The sequence below is a fragment of the Massilia atriviolacea genome (assembly GCF_003953935.1).
Taxonomy (GTDB): domain Bacteria; phylum Pseudomonadota; class Gammaproteobacteria; order Burkholderiales; family Burkholderiaceae_D; genus Telluria_A; species Telluria_A atriviolacea.
Window position 1 is genome coordinate 379,067 of sequence record NZ_RXLQ01000002.1, and the last position, 20,752, is coordinate 399,818.

The 20,752-nt window shown below is 70.1% G+C and carries 6 protein-coding genes; 4 read left to right on the forward strand and 2 right to left on the reverse strand.

Translation table 11 applies throughout. The features are described from left to right. Position 1 precedes the first annotated feature (1 nt). Both EJB06_RS04575 and EJB06_RS04580 read left to right on the forward strand, forming a co-directional pair. The gene (locus EJB06_RS04575; protein WP_126072805.1) at positions 2-3,043 is read left to right on the forward strand and encodes a non-ribosomal peptide synthetase; all 3,042 of its coding nucleotides are present in this window, start codon (positions 2-4) and stop codon (positions 3,041-3,043) included. Beyond that, positions 3,040-13,482, forward strand: a complete 10,443-nt coding sequence (locus EJB06_RS04580; protein ID WP_126072806.1) for a non-ribosomal peptide synthetase — start codon at positions 3,040-3,042, stop codon at positions 13,480-13,482. Before EJB06_RS04575 ends, EJB06_RS04580 begins: the two co-directional genes overlap by 4 nt. A gap of 64 nt (positions 13,483-13,546) precedes the next feature. On the opposite strand, the gene EJB06_RS04585 is transcribed toward EJB06_RS04580, so the two are convergent. Beyond that, on the reverse strand, positions 13,547-15,694 hold the full coding sequence (locus tag EJB06_RS04585; RefSeq protein WP_164557812.1) for a TonB-dependent siderophore receptor: 2,148 nt from the start codon (positions 15,692-15,694) through the stop codon (positions 13,547-13,549). Between the two features lie 164 nt (positions 15,695-15,858). Then, on the reverse strand, positions 15,859-17,157 hold the full coding sequence (locus tag EJB06_RS04590; protein WP_126072808.1) for a lysine N(6)-hydroxylase/L-ornithine N(5)-oxygenase family protein: 1,299 nt from the start codon (positions 17,155-17,157) through the stop codon (positions 15,859-15,861). 229 nt (positions 17,158-17,386) lie between these two features. Here EJB06_RS04590 and EJB06_RS04595 point away from each other — a divergent pair, with 229 nt between their 5' ends. Further along, positions 17,387-18,226, forward strand: coding sequence for a formyltransferase family protein (locus EJB06_RS04595; RefSeq protein WP_126072809.1), 840 nt, complete (start codon positions 17,387-17,389; stop codon positions 18,224-18,226). Next, a complete protein-coding gene (locus EJB06_RS04600; protein ID WP_229426931.1) occupies positions 18,223-20,724 on the forward strand; it encodes a penicillin acylase family protein in 2,502 nt (833 codons plus the stop codon). The genes EJB06_RS04595 and EJB06_RS04600 overlap by 4 nt, the downstream gene beginning before the upstream one ends. The last annotated feature ends 28 nt before the right edge of the window (positions 20,725-20,752 follow it).

Sequence of the window (20,752 nt, forward strand, 5' to 3'; positions counted from 1 at the left end):
GATGGGTATCGCAGGCGAAGAAAATGCCGTTTCCCACCCGTTCAGCGCCGAGCAGCGCGCGCTGCTGGGCAAGCAGGAGCCCGGCCGGTTGATCCATGTGCTGCGCCTGAAGGCGGCTCCCGGCGTCACGCCGGATGGTTTGCGCGCGGCCGTGGAACGGGCCTTGCAGCCGCACCTGATCCTTGCCAGCGCGATCGCGCCGGTGGCCGGCTATCGCGGCTTGCGCATGCTGGCGCTGGACAGCGCCGCGCCCGTGGCATGGCAGACCGACGCCACGGATGCAGTCATGCTGGCGCCGCTGGCGCTCGAACGCGGGGAGCTTGTTCGCGCCGCCGTGGCCGATGGCCCGGTGCTGGTGCTGGCCGTGAGCGCGCTGGTGGCCGACCGGGGCAGCCTGGCGGCGCTGTGCGGGCAGATCGCCCGCGCCAGCGCGCCCGAGGACGTATTCCAGTACCCGCACTACATCGAGTGGCGCCAGTCCATCGAACAGGATGACGAGGAGCAGGGAGGGGCTGGCCGCGACTACTGGCGGCGCTACCTGCAAGGCAGCGACAACTGGCAGGCGCCGCGCCTGGCCGGGCGGCGTCCGGGCAGCCGCATGCCGGCCACGCCGCGCCACGTCGTTGCCGCTCGTGTGGACGCGGATACGGCAGGCGCGATCGGCATGGCAGCCGACATGGTGCTGCAAGGCGCGTGGTGGGCGCTGCTGGCCAGGCTCACCGGCGACCAGCACCTTGCCGGGGGCTGGCAGCACGACTGCCGGCGCGACTACGCACCCATGCAGGGCGCGCTCGGCGTATTCGACAAGATCCTGCCGTTTTTTATTGACGGCAGCGCCGACGAATCGTTCACGGCGTGGATGGCGCGCATGGCGGCGGTGAGCGCGAGCCATCTGGAAGCCCAGGAGCTGTGCCCGATCGAGGCCCTCTCCGGCGCGGCCCATACGCTGGTCGGCTTCACCGTCCACGACGCGCCGGACGATGCACTGCCATGGCAAGTGCTGGAGCTGCCCGGACCCATGCCCTGTTTCGAACTGGCCTTGCAGGCCGACCTCTCGTCCGCTGGCCTGACTCTGTCGCTGCACGCCGACACGGCGCTGTATTCGCGCCGCAGCGCCGAGCGCCTGCTGGCCCTGTACCTGAACTTCCTGCGCGAAGCGGTCCTCAATCCGGACATCCCGGTCGGGGACCTCGCCTGGCTGGACGAGGCGGAACGCAAGGCCCTGCTGGAAGACGCCGCCGGCCCGGCCTTCGATGTCGGCCCGCACAGCATCGCGCAGCGCGTCGCCCATTGGGCCGGCGTCACGCCCGATGCCCCTGCCGTCGCCGATGCGGGCCGCACCTGGAGCTACGCGCAGCTCGACGCACGCGCCAATCGCCTTGCGCACGGCTTGCGTGCGCGCGGCCTGGCGGCAGGCTCGCTGCTGGCGCTCGAACTGCCACGCTCGCCCGAGCTGATCGTGGCGATCCTGGCGGCCTGGCGCCTCGGCGCCGGCTACGTGCCGCTGGAACCGGCCTGGCCGGCGGCCCGGCGCCATGCCGTGCTGGCCGACGCCGCCCCGGCGCTGGTGCTGCGCGCGGAAGCGGCGGACGATGCCGGCCCTTGTCCGCAAGCGCTGCTGGGCGACTTCGATCTGGAGTCCGGCCCCGGCGCGGCTCCGGACCACGCGCCGCAGGCCGGCGAACTGGCCTACGTGCTCTATACCTCCGGTTCGACCGGACAGCCCAAGGGCGTGCCGATCGAACAGGCGCAGTTGCTCAACTACGTGGCCGCCGCCTCCGACGCCATGGAGCTGGCGCGCTGCCGCCGCTGGGCGCTGGCCAGTTCGGTCGCGGCCGACCTCGGAAACACGTCCCTGTTCGGGGCGCTGTTCAACGGCGCCTGCCTGGTGGTGGCCGACGCGCAGGCGGCTACCGACCCTGCCGCCTTTGCACGCTTCATCGCCGCCCAGGACATCGACGCGATCAAGATCGTCCCGTCACACCTCGAAGCGCTGCTCGAAGGCGAGGGCGCATGCGTGCCCGCCACCCTGGTGCTGGGCGGCGAAGCCGCGCCGCGCGCGCTGATCGAGCGGATCGCGCAACTCGACCCCGGCGCCGTCGTCTACAACCACTACGGCCCGACCGAAACGACGGTCGGCGTCATGCTGCACCGGGTCGATCCGGGCCAGACGCTTCCCGATGTACTTCCGCTCACGCGCGTCCTGGCGAACAACCGCGTGCACGTGCTCGATGCGCGCCTTGAGCCGGTGCCGGCTGGCGCCATGGGCGAACTGTATGTGGGCGGCGCCCAGCTTTGCCGGGGCTACCTGAACCGCGCGGCCGACGGCGTGTTCGTCGCAGCCCCCTGGGATGGCGAACGCCTGTACCGCACCGGCGACCTGGCCTGGGTGCTGCCCGATGGCGGCGTGCGCCTGGCCGGACGCCGTGACCATCAGGTCAAGATTCGCGGCTTCCGGGTCGAGCCGGCCGAAGTCGAGACGGCGCTTCTTGGCTTGCCGGGGGTGCGGCAGGCGGCGGTACTGGCCCGCGCCGGGAACGCGGGCGCCGAGCTGGCCGCCTTCGTGGCCGGCCACGGCGAACTGGCCCACTGGCGCGCGCAGCTTGCCCGCCAGCTGCCCGAGCACATGGTGCCGGCCGGGTGGACGCTGCTGGGCGAGTTTCCCCGTCTGGCCAACGGCAAGATCGATCGGCGCGCACTGGCGGAGATGCCCGATGCCGCACAGCCGCAAGGCGCCGGCGCGCAGCCGCAGGACGCGCTGGAAGCCCTGCTGGGCGGCGCCATGGCCGGCCTGCTCGGACGCGCCCACATCGCCGCCGACGCCGACTTCTTCGACGAAGGCGGCCATTCGCTGCTCGTGATCCGCCTGGTGGCGCGCCTGCGCAAGCTGCTCGATATCGAGGTCGTACCCGGACTCGTGTTCGACCATCCGACGCCGCAGGCATTGGCCGCGGCCCTGTGCGCCGGCGGCGAGCGCGAAGCGCTGCTGGCCAGGGCGCAGCACGCATCCAACACATTGCATACCCAAGGAATGCCACAATGAATACAGCAGTCATCGAGATCCCGGCAGAGGCCCTGAACGACGCCGTCCGGCTGTCGTTCGCGCAGGAGCAGCTCTGGTTCCTGCAGCGCCTCGAGCCGGCCCTGACCGCGTATAACCTGCCACGCGTATTCCGCCTGCGCGGCGCGCTCGATGCGGACGCTCTGGCGCGCGCTTTCGACGCCGTGATCGAACGCCACGGCGTGCTGCGCACCCGCTTCCACGAGCAGGACGGGGTGCCGATGCAGCGCGTGGCGCCCGCCATGCCTTTCGTACTGCCGGCTGAAGACCTGTCGGCGTTGCCGGCCGGGGCGCGCGACGCCGCGCTGGAGCAGGCCATCGCCGCCATCGCCGGCCACGTCTTCGATCTCGGCGAGTCGTCCGCGCTGGTGGCGCGCCTGCTCAAGCTGGGCGAGGACGAGCATGTGCTGGCGCTGTGCCTGCACCACATCGTCTCGGACGGCTGGTCCAATCCCATCCTGGCGCGCGACCTGGGCGTCGCCTACCGGCAGGCACGCCGGCAGGCCGGCCCGGTGCGGCTCGATCCCTTGCCGCTGCAGTACGCCGATCACGCGGCCTGGCAGCGTTCACACGCCGCTGCGGGCGCGCTGGAAAGCGGCCTCGCGTACTGGAACGATTACCTGGGCGAGGCGGTGCCGGCGCTCGAACTGCCGCTCGACGGCAAGCGGCCCGAAAGCCAGAGCTTCGACGGCGACGCCGTCGACTTCGACATCGAAGCGGAACTTGGCGCCGCCTTGCTCGGTTTCTGCCGCGCCGAGCGCTGCACGCCCTTCGTGGTGCTGATGGCGGCCTGGCAGATGCTGCTGGCGCGCTACAGCGGCCAGGATACGTTTGCCATCGGCGTGCCCTCGTCCGGACGTGAACGCGAGGAAGTGCAGGACCTGATGGGATTTTTCGTGACGACCCAGGTTTATCGGGCGCGCCTGGCGCCGGGCATGCGCCTGCGCGACGTGTGCCGCCAGGTGCGCGCCGATGCGATCGCCGCCATGAACCATGGTGACGTGCCGTTCGACCTGCTGCTGGCGAGCCGCAAGGACCGGCGCGAACCGGGCCGCAGCCCCCTGTTCCAGGTGATGTTCGGGGTGCAGATGAGCGACGCGGCCGAAGAACTCGATTTCGACGGACTGGCGGCGACGCCGCTCGCCTTTGCCCAGCGCGGCGCCAAGTACGAGCTGTCGCTGGACGTGACGGTCGGCCGCGCGCGCACGCGTGCGCGCCTGGAATACAATACGCGCCTGTTCGAACGCGCCAGTGCGCAGCGGCTGGCGGCCTGCTACCTGGAAGTGCTGCAAGCCCTGGTGAGCGATGCCGACCGTCCGCTGGCAACGCTCTGTCTGCCCGACCAGGCCGAACGCGCCCGCTTGCAGCAGTGGGGGGCCATCGCCCACACCTGGCCGGATGCCGCACCGGTGCATCGACTGATCGCATCGTGGGCGCGGCGGCAGCCCGACGCGTCCGCCCTGGTGTGCGGCGAAGAGAGACTCGCTTACGCTGAACTGAACCGCCGCGCCAACCGCCTGGCGCACCATCTGATCGCGCTCGGCGTGGGAGCGGAGGTACGGGTGGGTATCGCGCTCGAACGCTCGACCACGATGATCGTCGCCCTGCTGGCGGTGCTGAAGGCGGGCGGCGCGTATGTGCCGCTCGACCCGGATTATCCGGCCGAACGCCTCGCGCACATGGTCGCGGACAGCGGCATCAAGCTGCTGCTGACGGACAGCCGGCTGCATGCGCGCATTCCCGCCGGCGCCGGAGTGGCGCCGCTCATGCTCGATACCCTGTCGCTGGAGCACGAACCGGCGCACGATCCGGACGTTCCCGTGAATGCCGGCCAGCTGGCCTATGTGATCTACACCTCCGGTTCCACCGGCCGTCCCAAGGGCGCGCAGCTGTGCCACCGCAATCTCTCGCGCCTCTTGCAGGCGACCGAGCCGTGGTTCGATTTCGGTCCGGGCGACGTCTGGACCCTGTTCCATTCCTACGCCTTCGACTTTTCGGTGTGGGAGATCTTCGGCGCGCTCGCCACCGGCGGCAAGCTGGTGATCGTGCCGCACTGGGTCAGCCGCTCGCCGGAAGACTTCCTGCACCTGCTGCGCGCGCAGCGGGTCACGGTGCTGAACCAGACGCCGTCGGCGTTCGGACAACTGGTCGACCTGCCCGCCACCTACGAACAGGCGCTGGCGCTGCGGGTGGTGATCTTCGGCGGCGAGGCGCTCGAACCCGAGCGGCTGCGGCCATGGATCGATCGCTGGGGCGACCGGGAGCCGCGCCTGATCAATATGTACGGCATCACCGAAACCACGGTCCACGTGACGTACCGCCCGATCACCCGGCAGGATCTCGTCGATGGCCGGCGCAGCCCGGTGGGCGGCGCCATTCCGGACCTCGGGATGCGGGTGCTGGACGGCGCCCTCAACGAGCTGCCCATCGGCGTGCCGGGCGAGCTGTATGTGGCTGGCGCCGGCCTGGCACGCGGTTACCTGAACCGCGCCGGCTTGAGCGCCGAACGCTTCATCGCCGACCCGTTCGGGAGCGCCGGCGAACGGCTGTACCGCACGGGCGACCTGGTTCGCTGGAGCGCCGGGGGGCAGCTGGAATACCTGGGCCGCATCGATCACCAGGTGAAGATACGCGGCTTCCGCATCGAGCTGGGCGAGGTGGAAGCGCAACTGCTGGCGCAGCCCGCCGTGCGCGAGGCGGTGGTGCTGGCCAAGGACGGCCCGGCCGGCACCCGGCTGGTGGCCTGGCTGTCGGCCAGGGCGGGGCAGGCGATCGACGTGGCGCAGCTGCGCGAACGGCTTGCCCGCACGCTGCCCGACTACATGCTGCCGGCCGCGCTGGTGGTACTGGACGCGCTGCCCATCAACGCCAACGGCAAGGTCGACCGGCGCGCGCTGCCCGAGCCCGAACTGGCCGCCCAGGCGGCGTACGAGCCGCCGCAAGGCGAGCGTGAGGAGACCGTGGCACGCATCTGGTCCGCGCTGCTGGGCGTCGAACGGGTCGGCCGGCATGACAACTTCTTCGAACTGGGCGGGCATTCCCTGCTGGCCCTCACCCTGCTCGAACGCATGCGCGCGCAGGGGCTGACGGCCCAGGTCCGCAGCCTGTTCCAGCGTCCGCAACTGGCCGCCTTCGCCGCCGAAGCGAGCGCGCTCGCGGCATCCGGCGCACCGGCCGTGCCGCCCAACCTGATTCCGCCAGCATGCAAGGCGATCACGCCGGACATGCTGACCCTGGTCGAACTCGACGCCGTCGAAATCGCCCGCATCGAAGCAGCGGTGCCGGGCGGCGCCGCCAACATCCAGGATATCTACCCGCTGGCGCCCCTGCAGGAAGGGATGCTGTTCCATCACGTGCTGCACCGCGACGAAGACGCCTACGTCACCGCGCACACGCTCGCTTTCGACAGCAAGGAAGGCCTGGCGCGCTTCGCCGCGCACCTGGGCCGCGCCATCGGCCGCCACGACATCCTGCGCACGGCCGTCCTGTGGGAAGGCTTGCGCGAGCCGGTGCAGGTGGTGTACCGCCAGGCGGACTTCGGCCTCGACTGGCTGGCGCGGGAGGACGGTGGCGCCCTGGCGCAGCTGGACCGCGTTGCCAACCCGCGCCGCCAGCGCATCGACGTGCGGCGCGCGCCGATGTTCCACGGCTATGCGGCGCCCGACGGCGCGAGCGGCCGCTGGCTGCTGCGGCTCCTGGGCCACCATCTGGTGGACGACAACACGACCGTGAAACGCCTGGCCGAAGAAATCGCGCTCATGCAGCAAGGGCGCGATGGCGAGCTGGCCGAACCGATTCCGTTCCGGCGCTTCGTGGCCCAGGCCCGTGCGGGCGTGAGCCGCGCCGAGCATGGCGCCTTTTTCACGCGCATGCTGGGCGACGTGGTCGAGCCGACCGCGCCTTTCGGCCTGCTGGACGTGCAGGGCGGGGGCGGGGGCATCGAGCAGGCGCGCCTGGCGCTGGCGGACCAACTGGCCGCGCAGGTAAGGATCTTGGCGCAGCGCTGCGGCGTGAGCGCGGCCAGCCTGTTCCACCTGGCCTGGGCGCAGGTACTGGCGCGCACCAGCGGCAAGGACGACGTGGTGTTCGGCACCGTGCTGTTCGGCCGCATGCAGGGCGGGGAGGGCGCCGAGCGCGCGCTGGGCATGTTCATCAACACCTTGCCGATCCGGATCCGGCTCGGCGCGCGCGGCGTGGCAGATAGCCTGCGCCAGACGCATGACGCCTTGAGCGCGCTGCTGCATCACGAGCATGCCAGCCTGGCGCTGGCCCAGCGCTGCAGCGGCTTGCCGGGCAATACGCCCTTGTTTTCCGCCTTGCTCAACTACCGCTACAGCGCGCGCAGCACGCCGGCGCAGGCGGGCCTCGGCTGGGAGGGCGTGCAGTCGCTGGGTGGCGAGGAACGCACCAATTACCCGGTCGGCATGTCGGTGAACGACCTGGGCGATGGCTTCGAACTGGTCGGACAGGTCACGCGCGAAGTCGGCGCGCAGCGCCTGTGCGACTACATGCACCTGGCCGTGTGCGGCATCGTCGACGCGCTGGAACGCGATCCGGGCCGCGCGGCCGCCGATATCGCGCTCCTGCCAGAGGACGAACGGCGGCAACTGGCGGCATGGGGTCTGGACGGCCGGCGCTACGGAGAACTGGAGAGCGTGCACCGGCTGTTCGAACGGCGCGCCCAGCAGGCGCCGCACGCCACCGCATTGCTGTTCGGCGACGAGGTGCTCAGCTACCATGAGCTGAACGCGCGCGCCAACCGGCTGGCGCAGCGCCTGATCCGCAGCGGCGTGCGGCAGGAAAGCCTGGTCGGCATCGCACTCGAACGCTCGGTCGCGATGGTGGTCGGGATGCTGGCGATTCTCAAGGCGGGGGGCGCCTACGTGCCGCTGGACCCGGACTACCCGGACGAGCGGCTGGCCTACATGATCGAAGACAGCCGGATTTCGCTGCTGCTCACGCAGGGCGAGCTGCGCGCGCGCCTGGCCATCCCGGCCGGCGTGGCGGTGCTGGAACTCGACACCCTCGACCTGAGCGGGGAATCCGGCGACAACCCGCAGGTGGCCCTGCATGGCGAACATATCGCCTACGTGATCTATACATCCGGTTCGACCGGGCGGCCGAAAGGGGCGGCGGTGCGCCACCGCTCCCTGGCCAGCTGCATGACCTGGATGCAGGAAACCTACGGCCTGACGCCGGCCGACACCGTGCTGCACAAGGCGCCGTTCGGCTTCGACGTGTCGGCGTGGGAGATTTTCTGGCCGCTGACCACGGGCGTGCGCCTGGTGCTGGCCAAGCCGGGCGACCAGCGCGACCCGGCCCGCATCACCGAACTGATTCGGCGCCATCAGGTCACCACCCTCAACTTCGTGCCGGCCATGCTGCAGGCCTTCCTGGCGCACGAGGGCATCGAGACGCAGACCCGCTTGCGCTATGTGATCTGCGGCGGCGAGGCGATGCCGGCGGCCACCCAGCACGAAGCGCTGCGCCGCTTGACCGGCATGAGCCTGCAAAACCTGTATGGTCCGACCGAAACGACCATCCACGTGACCCAGTGGACCTGCCGCGACGATGGCCGCAGCATGGTGCCGATCGGGCGTCCCATCGCCGAAACCAAGGCCTATGTGCTGGACGCGTCGCTCAACCAGGTGCCGGCCGGCGTGCCGGGTGAACTGTACATCGGGGGCGCGCTGCTCGGTCGCGGGTATCTGAACCGCGCCGGCCTGAGCGCCGAGCGCTTTGTCGCCGATCCTTTCGACGCCGACGGCGGGCGCCTGTACCGCACCGGCGACCTGGTGCGCTGGAACGGCGAAGGACAGATCGACTACCTGGGACGGATCGACCATCAGGTGAAGATTCGCGGCCTGCGCGTCGAACTGGGCGAGATCGAAGCCCAGCTTCAGGCGCAGCCGGAGGTGCGCGAAGCCGTGGTGGTGGCCCTGCAGGGCGCGGGCGGCACGCGGCTGGTCGGCTACGTGGCGGCGGACGGGCCGGCGCTGGGCGCGGTCCTGCGCGAGCGCCTGGGCCGGGCGCTGCCCGACTACATGGTGCCGGGGATGATCGTGGTGTTGGATACCCTGCCGCTGAACGCCAACGGCAAGGTCGATCGCAAGGCGCTGCCGCAACCGGCCGTCGAGAGCGCGCGTACCTACGTCGCGCCGCAGGGGGAGAGGGAGCAGGCGCTGGCGCGCATCTGGGCCGAGGTGCTCGGTGTCGAGCGGATCGGCCGTGACGACAATTTCTTCGAACTGGGCGGGCACTCCCTGCTGGCGCTGACGCTCCTCGAACGCATGCGCGCCGAGGGCATGGGCGCGCAGGTGCGCACCCTGTTCCAGCGGCCGGTGCTGGCGGCCTTCGCCCTGGCGATGGACGAGCACCCGGCGCGCGCCGATGTGGTCGTGCCGCCGAACCTGATTCCGGCCGCTTGCCAGGGAATCGCGCCGGAGATGCTGACCATGGTCGAACTCGACCCCGGCGAGATCGCCCGCATCGAAGCGGCCATTCCCGGCGGGGCCGCGAACATCCAGGATATCTATCCGCTCGCGCCCCTGCAGGAGGGCATCCTGTTCCACCACATGCTGCAGCGCCAGGGCGACGCCTACGTGACGCCCCATCTGATCGGCTTCGACAGCCGGGAAAGGCTGGAGCGCTTCGTCGCCAGCTTCAACCGGGTGATCGCGCGCCACGACATCCTGCGCACGGCGGTGCTGTGGGAGCAATCGCGCGAGCCGGTGCAGGTCGTGTGCCGCCGGGCGCCGCTGCTGCTCGCATGGCTGGCCCCAGGCGCCAACGGCAGCGTGGAAGACCGGTTGCAGGCCGAGGTCGACCCGGCCGTGCACCGCATCGACGTGCGGCGCGCGCCGATGATGCGCGCCGTGGCGGCGCGCGATGCGGCCAACGGCCGCTGGCTGCTGCAACTGCCTAGCCACCATCTGGTGCTCGATCACACCACGCTGGCGCTGATGGTCGAGGAGATCGCACTGGTGCAGCAGGACAGGGAGAGCGAACTGCCCGAGCCGATCCCGTTCCGGCGCTTCGTGGCGCAAGCCAGGGCGGGCGTGAGCCAGGCCGAGCACACCGCCTTCTTCACACGCATGCTGGGCGACGTCGACCAGCCGACCGCGCCTTTCGGCCTGCTGGACGTGCAGGGCGGCGGCAGCGGCATCGAGCAGGCGCGCCTGGCGCTGGGCGGCGAGCTGGCGGCGCAGGTGCGCACCCAGGCGCAGCGCCATGGCGTGAGCGCGGCCAGCCTGTTCCACCTGGCCTGGGCGCAGGTACTGGCGCGCACCGGCGGCAGCGACGACGTGGTGTTCGGCACCGTGCTGTTCGGGCGCATGCAGGGCGGGGAGGGCGCCGGGCGCGCGCTGGGCATGTTCATCAATACCCTGCCGATGCGCGTCAAGCTGGGCGCGCGCGGCGTGGCCGACAGCCTGCGCCAGACCCACGAAGCCCTGAGCGCGCTGCTGCACCACGAGCATGCCAGCCTGGCGCTGGCCCAGCGCTGCAGCGGCTTGCCGGCCAATACGCCCTTGTTCTCGGCCCTGCTCAATTACCGCTACAGCCCGCGCAGCGAGGCCGGCGCCGTCATGCCCGGCCTGGAAGGCGTGGTCGCGCTGGGCGGCGAGGAACGCACCAACTACCCGGTCGGCATGTCGGTCAACGACCAGGGCGACGGCTTCGAGCTGGTTGGCCACGTCAGTGCCTCGGTCGGCGCGCGGCAGCTGTGCGAGTTGATGCGCATCGCGCTGGACGGCATCGCCGCCGCCCTGGCGCAGCGGCCGGATGCGGTCCTGGGTCAACTGAGCCTGATCGGCGCGCAGGATTGGGAACGCCAGCTGCGCTGGGGCGGCGGCGCCGTGGCTGCGCAAGGAATGACGAGCCTGGGCGCGTTGTTCGACGCCCAGGCGGCCCGCACCCCGGACGCGCCGGCCGTCCTGCACGGCGAGCGCGCGCTGTCGTATGCCGAGCTGGCCGGGCGCGCCAACCGCCTGGCGCATTACCTGGTCCGGGCCGGAGTCGGGCCGGACCAGCTGGTGGCGCTGTGCATGGAGCGTTCGGTGGAGCTGGTGGTGGCCCTGCTCGGCATTCTCAAGGCCGGCGCGGCCTACGTGCCGCTGGACCCGACTTACCCGGCCGAGCGGCTCAATTACATGCTCGACGACAGCCGCAGCCGCATGGTCCTGACGCAGGCGCATCTGCGCGAGCGGCTGGCCGGGCGCGCCATGCCGATCGTATGCGTGGACGCGCAATGGCAGTCGATTGCGGCCTGTCCGGCCGAGGCGCCCGCCGACACGCTCCATCCGGACAGCCTGGCATACTGCATCTATACCTCCGGCTCCACCGGCATGCCGAAGGGCGCGCTCAATACCCATCGGGGCCTGGCCAACCTGCTGCGCTGGTACGGCTCGCAGGCCCTCGGCGGGCAGGCGGGCGCGCGTACCGTGCTGGCGAGCGCGCTCGGTTTCGACCTGACGCAGAAGAATATCCTCGGCCCGCTGGTGAGCGGCGGCGCCGTGGTGCTGCCGGTGGGCGAGGTGCGCGACGTGGCGGCCCTGGCCGATGCCGTCGAACGCCACGCCGCCACCCGCATGAACTGCACCCCGTCCGCTTGCCGCGCCTTCCTGGGCAGCCTGCCGGACAGCGCCCTGGACACGGTGGTCCTCGGCGGCGAGCCGATCGACGCGGCGCTGGCGGCCGAACTGGCGGCGCGCGGCACCATGCTGGTCAACTCCTACGGGCCGACCGAATGCGCGGACGTCGCCATGTACTTCGCCAAGCCGGCCCACGTGGCCGGTGCGGACCTGCCGCTGGGCGAGCCGATTCCCAATGTGCGGGTGTACGTGCTCGATGCGCAGCTCAATCCCGTGCCGGCCGGCGTGGCGGGCGAACTGCATATTGCCGGCGTCGGCCTGGCGCGCGGCTACGCCGGGCGGGCCGGTGTCACGGCGGACAAGTACATCGCCAATCCCTTCGACGCACACGGCGCGCGCCTGTACCGCACGGGCGACCTGGTACGCTGGCGCGCAGACGGACAACTCGATTACCTGGGCCGGCTCGATCACCAGGTGAAGATCCGGGGCTTCCGGATCGAACTCGGCGAAATCGAGGCCAGCCTGCTGGCGCAGGGCGCCGTGCGCGAAGCGGTGGTGCTGGCCCTGGGCCAGGGCGCCGATGCGCGCCTGGTGGCGTACGTGGTGCCGCATGCGCAGCAGCGCATCGACGGCGCCGTCCTGCGCGAGCGGCTGGCGCGCGTACTGCCCGAGTATATGGTCCCGGGCGCCATCGTGACCCTGGACGCGCTGCCCCTCTCCGCGAACGGCAAGATCGACCGCAAGGCGCTGCCCGCGCCGCACGCGGGCGAGTTGCGACGCTACCAGGCGCCGCAAGGCGAGGCCGAACAGGCGCTGGCCGCAATCTGGGCGCAGGTGCTGGGCCTGCCGCAGGTCGGCCGCGACGACAACTTTTTCGAACTCGGCGGGCATTCGCTGACGGCGATCCGCTTGGTGGCGGCCATGCGCAAGAGCGGGTGCTTCGATCCCTCGCCGAGCATCCAGGACCTGTATGCGCGCCCGACCGTCGCCCGCATGGCCGCTGCCGGGAAGGGGGGCGAAGGCGCCGCCGTGGTGGTCCTGAACGGCGGGCGTCCCGGCGTGTCGCCGCTGATCGTCATCCACGACGGCTACGGCAACCTGCTCGACTACATCGAACTGGCCAAGGCGCTCGACGGGCGCTGCCCGGTGCTCGGGCTGCCGTTCCGCCATCGCCCGGAGGGCGCGCCATACGCCTCGCTCGCTGCGCTGGCCACCGAGCATGCGAGCACCATCATGGCGGCCGGATTGACGGCGCCGTACCGGCTGTGCGGCTGGTCGCTCGGCGGCGCCCTGGCGCCGCTGGTGGCGGCGGCGCTCGAACGCGAGGGCAGGGAGGTCGAATTCGTCGGCGCGATCGACCCGTATGTCCAGGCACCGACCCCGTCCGAACCGGACACCGGGGTGATGCTGCTGGAGTTCCTGTCTTCCCTGCTGCCTTCCGGCGCCGAGGTGGGGCAGGCGCAGCAAGCCGCGATCCGCGCGCGGGTGGCGGCGGCGGGACCGGAGCCGGAGAACATCGCCGCACTGTTCGACGAGGTGCTGGCAACGCTGGAGGCCGGGGCGCTGGGTAGCTTGGGCGGCGCCGGGCTGGCCGACCTGTTTGCGGCGCGGCGCGCGCTGGACGCGCTGGCGCGCACGCGCATCGATGCGCCAGGCCTTGGCCTGCCGGTATCGGTGTGGTGGTCGCACCAGCGCGCACCCGGGGTGCGGGCGCACTTTGCCGCGTGGCTGAAACTGGAAAGGGTGTACGAGCATGAAGTGCAGGGGGACCACAAGGAGGCGGTCCGCCTGCCGGCGACGCTGGAGTCGATTGCCAGGGCCTTGAGTTGAGGCAGGCCCGCCTCCGTGCCGCCTCATTGGCGCAACATGGGCAAGGAGGCGGGCAGGCTCGCGCTTACCAGTTGTACTTCAGGCTTGCCCGCGCCGAGCGGGACAGGCCGATGTAGCAGCTGTGGGTGGCGAAGCAGGAGGCGACATAGTCCTTGTCGGTCAGGTTGCTCACATTTAGCTCGGCCATCCAGTCGGCCATGCCCAGGCGGCGCAGGTCGTAGCGCAGCGCCAGGTCGAACAGGGTGCGGGCAGGCGCCGTGAAGCTGTTGATCGTGTCGCCCTGCGTCTTGCCGGTGTAGCGCGCGCCCAGGCCCATGCCCAGTCCCGCCAGCGCGCCGGTGCGCACGGCGTAGTTGGCCCACACGGCAGCGCTGTGGGTCGGGATCTGCGCGCGCCGCTTGCCAAGGTCGGTGCCGTTGCTGCGCGTGACTTCGTCGTCCAGGTAGGTGTAGGACGCGGTCAGGTCCAGGTCCTTGAGCAGCTGCGCCTTGCCTTCGAGCTCGATGCCGCGCGTGCTCACTTCGCCGGTCTGGATGCTGAAACCGGTGTGATCGGGGTCGCCCGTGGTCATGTTCTTCTGGGTCAGGTCGAATACCGCCAGGGTCGCCAGGTGGGCGCTGCCGGCCGGCTGGTATTTGACGCCGGCTTCAAGCTGCTTGCCCTTCATCGGCTCGAACACATTGCCGTTGAAGGCGCGGCCGCCGATCGGTTCGAACGAGGTGGCGTAGCTGGCGTACGGCGCGACGCCGCTGGCGAAGTTGTAGATCGCGCCCACGCGGCCGGTAAAGGCGTCATCGTCCTGCAAGGTGGTGCTGTTGTTCATGCGGTTGAGCGTATTGCTGCGCGCCTTGTCGTGGCGGCCGCCCACCAGCACGGAGAGCGCGCCGAACTTGAGCTGGTCCTGTACGTACACGCCGAGCTGGCGTCCGACCACGTCTTCGCTCTGGAACAGCGCCTGCGCGGGAATGACCTGGTTGTACTTGGGCGCGAACAGGTCGAGCGCCGGCACGCCGGCGAAACCGAAGTGGCGCACCGCATCGTTGGTGCGGCGCTGGTAGTCGATCCCGGCCAGCACGGTGTGCTGCACGGCGCCGCTGCTGAACTTCCATTCGAGCTGGTTATCGAGGCTGATGTGGTTCGCATCCTCGACGGCGGAGAAGGCGCTGCGGTTCAGGGTGCGGCGGTCGGCCGCCAGCGCGCGCCGGTACAGCCACTGCGAATCGAGTTCGTTGCGGGTGTAGCGCAGGTTCTGGCGGATGGACAGCGTGTCGTTGACGGCATGGCTGAACAGATAGCCGATCGCCGCGCTCTTGCGGTCCCAGTTTTCGTGGCCCGGATCGCCGACGCGGAAATCGCTCGGCACACGGCCGCCCGGATTGCCGAACAGGCCTGCGGCGGGAATCACATTGACCAGGGTGGCGTTGATGTCGTCGTGCTGGTAATGCGCCAGCGCGGTCAGCGATGTCTTGCCGTTCGACCAGGTGAACGACGGCGCGACCAGCTGGCGTTTGCGTTTGGCGGGATCCTGCTGCAGGTTTTCGTCGAGGGCCAGGCCGGTCACGCGCCAGTGCATATTGGCGCCGATGGCGCCGCCCAGGTCGACGCCGCCGTCGACGTGCGAAAGGGTGCCGGCGCCGAGGCGCACCTCGTTGACCATGTCCGCGCCGGCGCGCTTGCTGACCATGTTGACGATGCCGCCGGGCTGGGTCTGGCCGAACAGGACCGAGGCCGGTCCCTTGACGATGTCGACGCGCTCGAACAGGTACGGGTCGAGGTTGCCGCCGTCGTAGCCGGTGCCCTGCAGCTTCATGCCGTCCAGGTATTCGTTGAATGAAAAGCCGGCGGTGCCGCCGCCGCCGAAGCCGCGCACGCGCACGCTGTTACCGCCGAAGAGGGTGGTTTCACCGGTGCCGCCCGAGGTCACCCCGGCGCTGTACGCGACCGCCTCGCCCAGGTCGCGCACGTTGCGCGCATCCATCTCGGCGCGCGTGATCACGGAAATGGCCTGCGGCGTTTCCATCAGCGGCGTGTCGGTCTTGGTCGCGGCGGCGCTGCGGCTGGCGACGTAGCCCTGCACCGGGGTGCCGGTGGCGATCACGCTGATGGCCGGCAGCACGACTTCCTGCCTGGCCGTGCTGGCGGCTTGCTGGGCGTGGCTTGCGGTCGAGGACAGGGCCAGGCCGAGGCATGCGGCGTGGAGGGCGGCGCTCATGACGGTGCGTCGGAACGGCGTGCAATGGTGGGCTGGTTGGTGTGTTTTCATGTACGGATAAAAGACGGCCTACAAATGAAATCAACAGGCCTCGGCCTGTTGATGCGCTCCCGGATGGAGCCGAGCGCGCCGCTGGCGCGCTGGTGAAAACCTGCTGGATCGGCTCATTCTACTATGGCATGAAGGGCCCCTGCAGGAGTTGGTTTGGCCGAGCGGCGGTGGGCGTCGAGCGCGGCCAGGATTTCGCCGCTGCGGATCGCCGTCACCGAGAGCAGGGTGTCGGACAGGCCGTGCGAGGCTTCGGAGACGCCCTGCACGAAGATCGATGGCTGGAATCCGGCCACGCTGGCCAGCCGGTAGTGGCGGTCCGCCTGGAAGCCGGGCAGGTAGGACGCCAGCGGCGCCAGCACGGACTGGTACTGGTCGCGCGCGTAGCCGGTGGCCAGCACCACCGCATCGTACCGCGCGGTCAGTTCGCGCCCGCCGTTGACGTCGTGCAGGCGCAGGGCGATGCCGTCGGCGTCCGCCTGCACGCCCATCACCTCGTGGCGGCGCAGGAAGCGCTGGCGCTCCTCGCCCTTGACCTTCTGTTCGTACAGCAGCTTGAAGATCGCCTCGATCAGGGCCAGGTCCGGGCAGGCGTAGTTGGTATGCCTGAATTCGCGCAGCAGTTCGCCCCGTTCGGCTTCGCCCCGGCTGAACATGTGATCGACGAAGTCCGGGTTGAAGATCTCGTTGACGAAAGGGCTGGCGTCGGACGGCTTGATGGTCCGCGCGCGCATGATCAGGTCCACTTGCGGCGCGTTCGGGCGGCCCTGCAGGTCCATGAAGATTTCGGCCGCGCTCTGGCCGGCGCCGATCACGGCGATGCGCCCGGCCCCGGCGTTGGCCGCGATGCTCGCCAGGTAGCTGTGCGAATGGAAGATGCGCGGGTCGTCCCTGAAAGGCTTGAAGCAGGCCGGGATGCTGGGGCCGCCGCCGATGCTCACCACCAGGTTGCGCGCCAGCCGCTCGTGCACGGCGCCGGCCCTGTCGCGCGAGCGCACGCGCAGCGCCGTCACTTCGCCGCCGCGCTGTTCCGGCGCCACCTCGAACACCTCGTCGCCGTAGACGCACTGGTCCTCGAACTGCGCCGCCGCCCAGGCGAAGTAGTCGTTGAACTCGTGGCGGCTGGGGAAAAAGGTCTTGAGGTTGATGAAGTCGTGCAGGCGCCGCTTTTCGTGCAGGTAGTTGATGAAGGTGAAGCGGCTGGCGGGGTTGCGCATGGTGACCAGGTCCTTGAGGAAGGACACCTGCATGTGCGCGTGGTCGAGCAGCATGTTCTGGTGCCAGACGAATCCCGGCTGGCGCTCGATGAACAGGGCGTCGATGCGCTCGCCGGCCTGGCGTTTCTCGTCCAGCGCGATCGCCAGCGCAATGTTGGATGGCCCGAAGCCGATACCGATGAGATCGTGGATGAGCATGCTGCTTTCCTTTTTCTGGGATGCGTGGTTGCACCATCTCGGTGCATCTGCCGGCGCCGTGGGAACTGCCGGACTGCGTTCTACAAGACGAACCGGACGGCGCTTTGTTTAGTCGCTATTTTTTTAGTCGCTAAACATCGGCGCAGCTGATTCGTCTTCAGTGGCGAGCCTGCCGAAACGGCGCAAGCGGAGCGGGCGTTCTCGATTAATTCATGGTGATGGCACGAACATGGCAAAAACGAAGCTGGTGTATATCTGGTCCTTGAGGAATGCGGCTGCCGACAAGGCCGGGCAGTTCATCGCGTACAAGGGGGAGCAGCGCTACATGAAGTCGCCGCTCGAATACCTGGTCGAGGCGCTCAACGAGACCGAACTTGGCGACGCCTACGAACTGGTGACGGTGATCTACGACGACGACGAGGGCTCGGAGCGCGACCGCGACAAGGTGGGCGAGTACGGCTTCAGCTGCCGGCCTGACGGCCAGTGGATCTATCCCGCGCAACTGGAGGTGCAGGGCAAGCTTGTCAACTCGCTGCTGCGCGCGGTGCCATCGACCTACCGCCGGATGGCGCTGGACGCGCCCGAGCGGCGCGCCGCCAAGAGCGCCTGGGAGGCGCGCCTGATGGACAAGCTGCTGACGGTGGGCGCCGAACTGGTGGTGCTGGACGGGCTGCTGGTCATCCTCGATGAGCTGGTGCGCCCGGGCGCCGCCTTCGAGCGCAAGATCGTCAACATCCATCCCGGGATCACCCGGATCGCGTCGCCCTACGAGCGGCGCGGCGCCTGCGCGACCCTGGACGCGCTGTACGGCGCCAGGGGCTTGAAGGTGAGCGATTGGAACACCATGCAAACCAGGCCGGTGCCGGTGGTGGACATGACGGGCGCCTCGTTTCACTACGTCGACAACGGCATCGATTCGGGCGAGGTGATCGCCGACGTGCTGGGTACCAGGATCGATCCGCAGGACACCATCCTCGAACTGCGCTGGAATAACTTTAACCACAGCCTGTTCCCGGCCCTGTACCAGGGCCTGGCGCAGATGGCTGGCATTCGGGATAGACAACAATGACAGTGCGTCGACACATTCGGCGGCGCCTGCCCGCCCTGGCCATGGCGGCCACCCTGTCGCTCGGGCTGTGCGCGCCCGGCGCGCAGGCGGAGTCGAACGCCGCAGGCCGGGCCGCGAAGCAGGACGCCAGGCAGGACGCCAGGCAGGACCCCAGGCGGGCCGGCAGCGGCGTGGAAATCCGCCGCACCACCGACGGCATCCCGCATCTGCGCGCCGCCAGCTGGCGCGGCCTGGGCACCGGCGCGGGCTATGTGCAGGCCGAGGATGCGCTGTGCACCCTGGCCGACGGCTTCGTCACCTACGAGGGACGGCGCTCCTGGTATTTCGGCGCCGATGCGCGGGCCACGCGCAACTCCACCTACGGCAAGCCGAAGAACATCGACTCGGACTTCTTCTTCCGCGCCTTTGCCGACCAGAGCGTGACGGCGCGCTACCGCGCCGCCCATCCGGCCGAATTGAATCAGCTGATCGAAGGCTACGCGGCCGGCTACAACCGCTTCCTGGCGGACGCACGCGCCAAACGCGTGGGCGCTGCGGGACGGACCTGCCTGGACCAGCCCTGGGTGCGCCCGATCGGCGCCGACGATATCTTCCGGCGCATGTACGCAGCCCAGGTGGGCGCCGGCTATGCGCGCTTTGTCGCCGCCATCGCCAACGCCGGGCCGGCCGCGCCGGCAACCGCCGACGCTGTCGATGCGAATGCGGTGCGCGCCACCCTGGCGCAGCGGATCGGCGACCAGCCCGGCATCGGCAGCAATATGCTGGCGCTCGGGCGCGAGGCGACCGGCGAGGCGGGCGCCGTCCTGCTCGGCAATCCGCACTGGTTCTGGGGCGGGCCGGACCGCTTTTACCAGATGCACCTGACGATTCCGGGCCGCTTCAATGCGGCGGGGGTGGCCTTGCTCGGGATCCCGGTGATCATGATCGGCTTTAACGAGAACGTGGCCTGGAGCCACACGGTATCGGCCGCGCGCCGTTTCGGCCTGTTCGACCTGGCGCTGGAGGCGGACCAGCCGACCCGCTACGTGGTCGACGGCGCCAGCGAGGCGATGCGCGGGCGCGAGTTCAGCGTCGATGTGCGCGGGGAGGACGGTGCGGCGCGCCGCGTCACGCGCACCTTGTACGGCACGCGCTTCGGGCCGGTGCTGGACCTGGCCGCCAGCGACCCGGCCTTCGGCTGGGGCAAGCGGCACGCGCTGGCGATCCGCGACGTCAACGCCGATAACTTCCGCATCTTCCGCAACTTCTTCTACTGGAACCAGGCAAGCTCGCTCGACGACTTCATCGCCATCCAGCGGCGCGAAGCGGCGGCGCCCTGGATCAACACGATGGCGATCGCGCGCGGCGACGGGCGCATCTGGTACGGCGACATCGGCGCGGTGCCGAATGTGCCGGACAGCCTGCGCGAAGCCTGCGCCACGCCGCTGGCCAAGGGCTTTGCGCGGGTCGACCCGCTCACGCCCTTCCTCGATGCCAGCCGCTCCGAATGCGGCTGGCGCAGCGATGGCGCGGCCGTGCAGGCCGGGGCCATGCCGGCGTCGGCCCAGCCCTGGCTGCTGCGCGAGGATTATGTGGCCAACATGAACGACAGCTACTGGCTCAGTAACGCGCGCCAGCCGCTGGAAGGCTTCCCCTCGGTACTCGGCGGCGAGCGCACGGCGCTGGAACTGCGTGGACGGCTGGGGCACCGGATCGCGGCGGAGCTGCTGGCGCAGCCGGCATCGTCGGCGGCGACCGTGAGCCGGCAACTGCGCCAGGCCGCGCTGAGCCCGCGCATCCATTCGGCCGAGTTGTTCAGGGACGAGCTGCTGGCGCAGGCCTGTACCGGATCCCAGGTGGTACTCGACCCCGCCAGCCTCAAGGCGGCCGGGGCCAAGCCGGATGCGGCGCCGGAGGTCGACCTGGCCGACGCCTGCCGCACGCTGCGCGCATGGTCGGGCCAGGGCGATGCGGACGACCGCGGCGCCCTGCTGTGGGAAGCCTTCTGGGGGCGCCTGCGCACGATTCCCGCCGCGTCCTTGTACGGGACGGCGTTCTCCGGCGCCGCGCCGCTGGACACGCCGGCCAAGCCCACGCCGACGCCCGAACAGGCGGGGCAAGCCCTGGGGGCGGCGGTGCGGATACTCGAAGGGCAGGGCGTCGCGCTCGATGCCGCGCTCGGCAGCCGCCGCTACGTCGACAGCGGCGGGCGGCAGGTGCCGCTCTACGGCGGCTGTCATACGTCGGGCTATTTTGCGGTCGCCTGCAATTACGACGGCAGCTACCGCCTCGGACCGGATTCGATGGGCAACGCCTACCTGCAGGTCGTGCACTTCGGCCCCGGCGGGGTGGAGGCCCATACGCTGATGGCGCACGGCCAGGACGAGCTGGCCGTCTCCAACGGCCAGGGCAGCGCGCCGGTGGAGCGCTATGCGCGCAAGGACTGGCTGCGCTTCCCCTTCCACGAGAAGGAGATCGCGCGCGATCCGGGGCTCAGGCGCAGCGTGCTGCGGCCCTGATAACGGCCCTTTTTCCAACTTTTTCCCA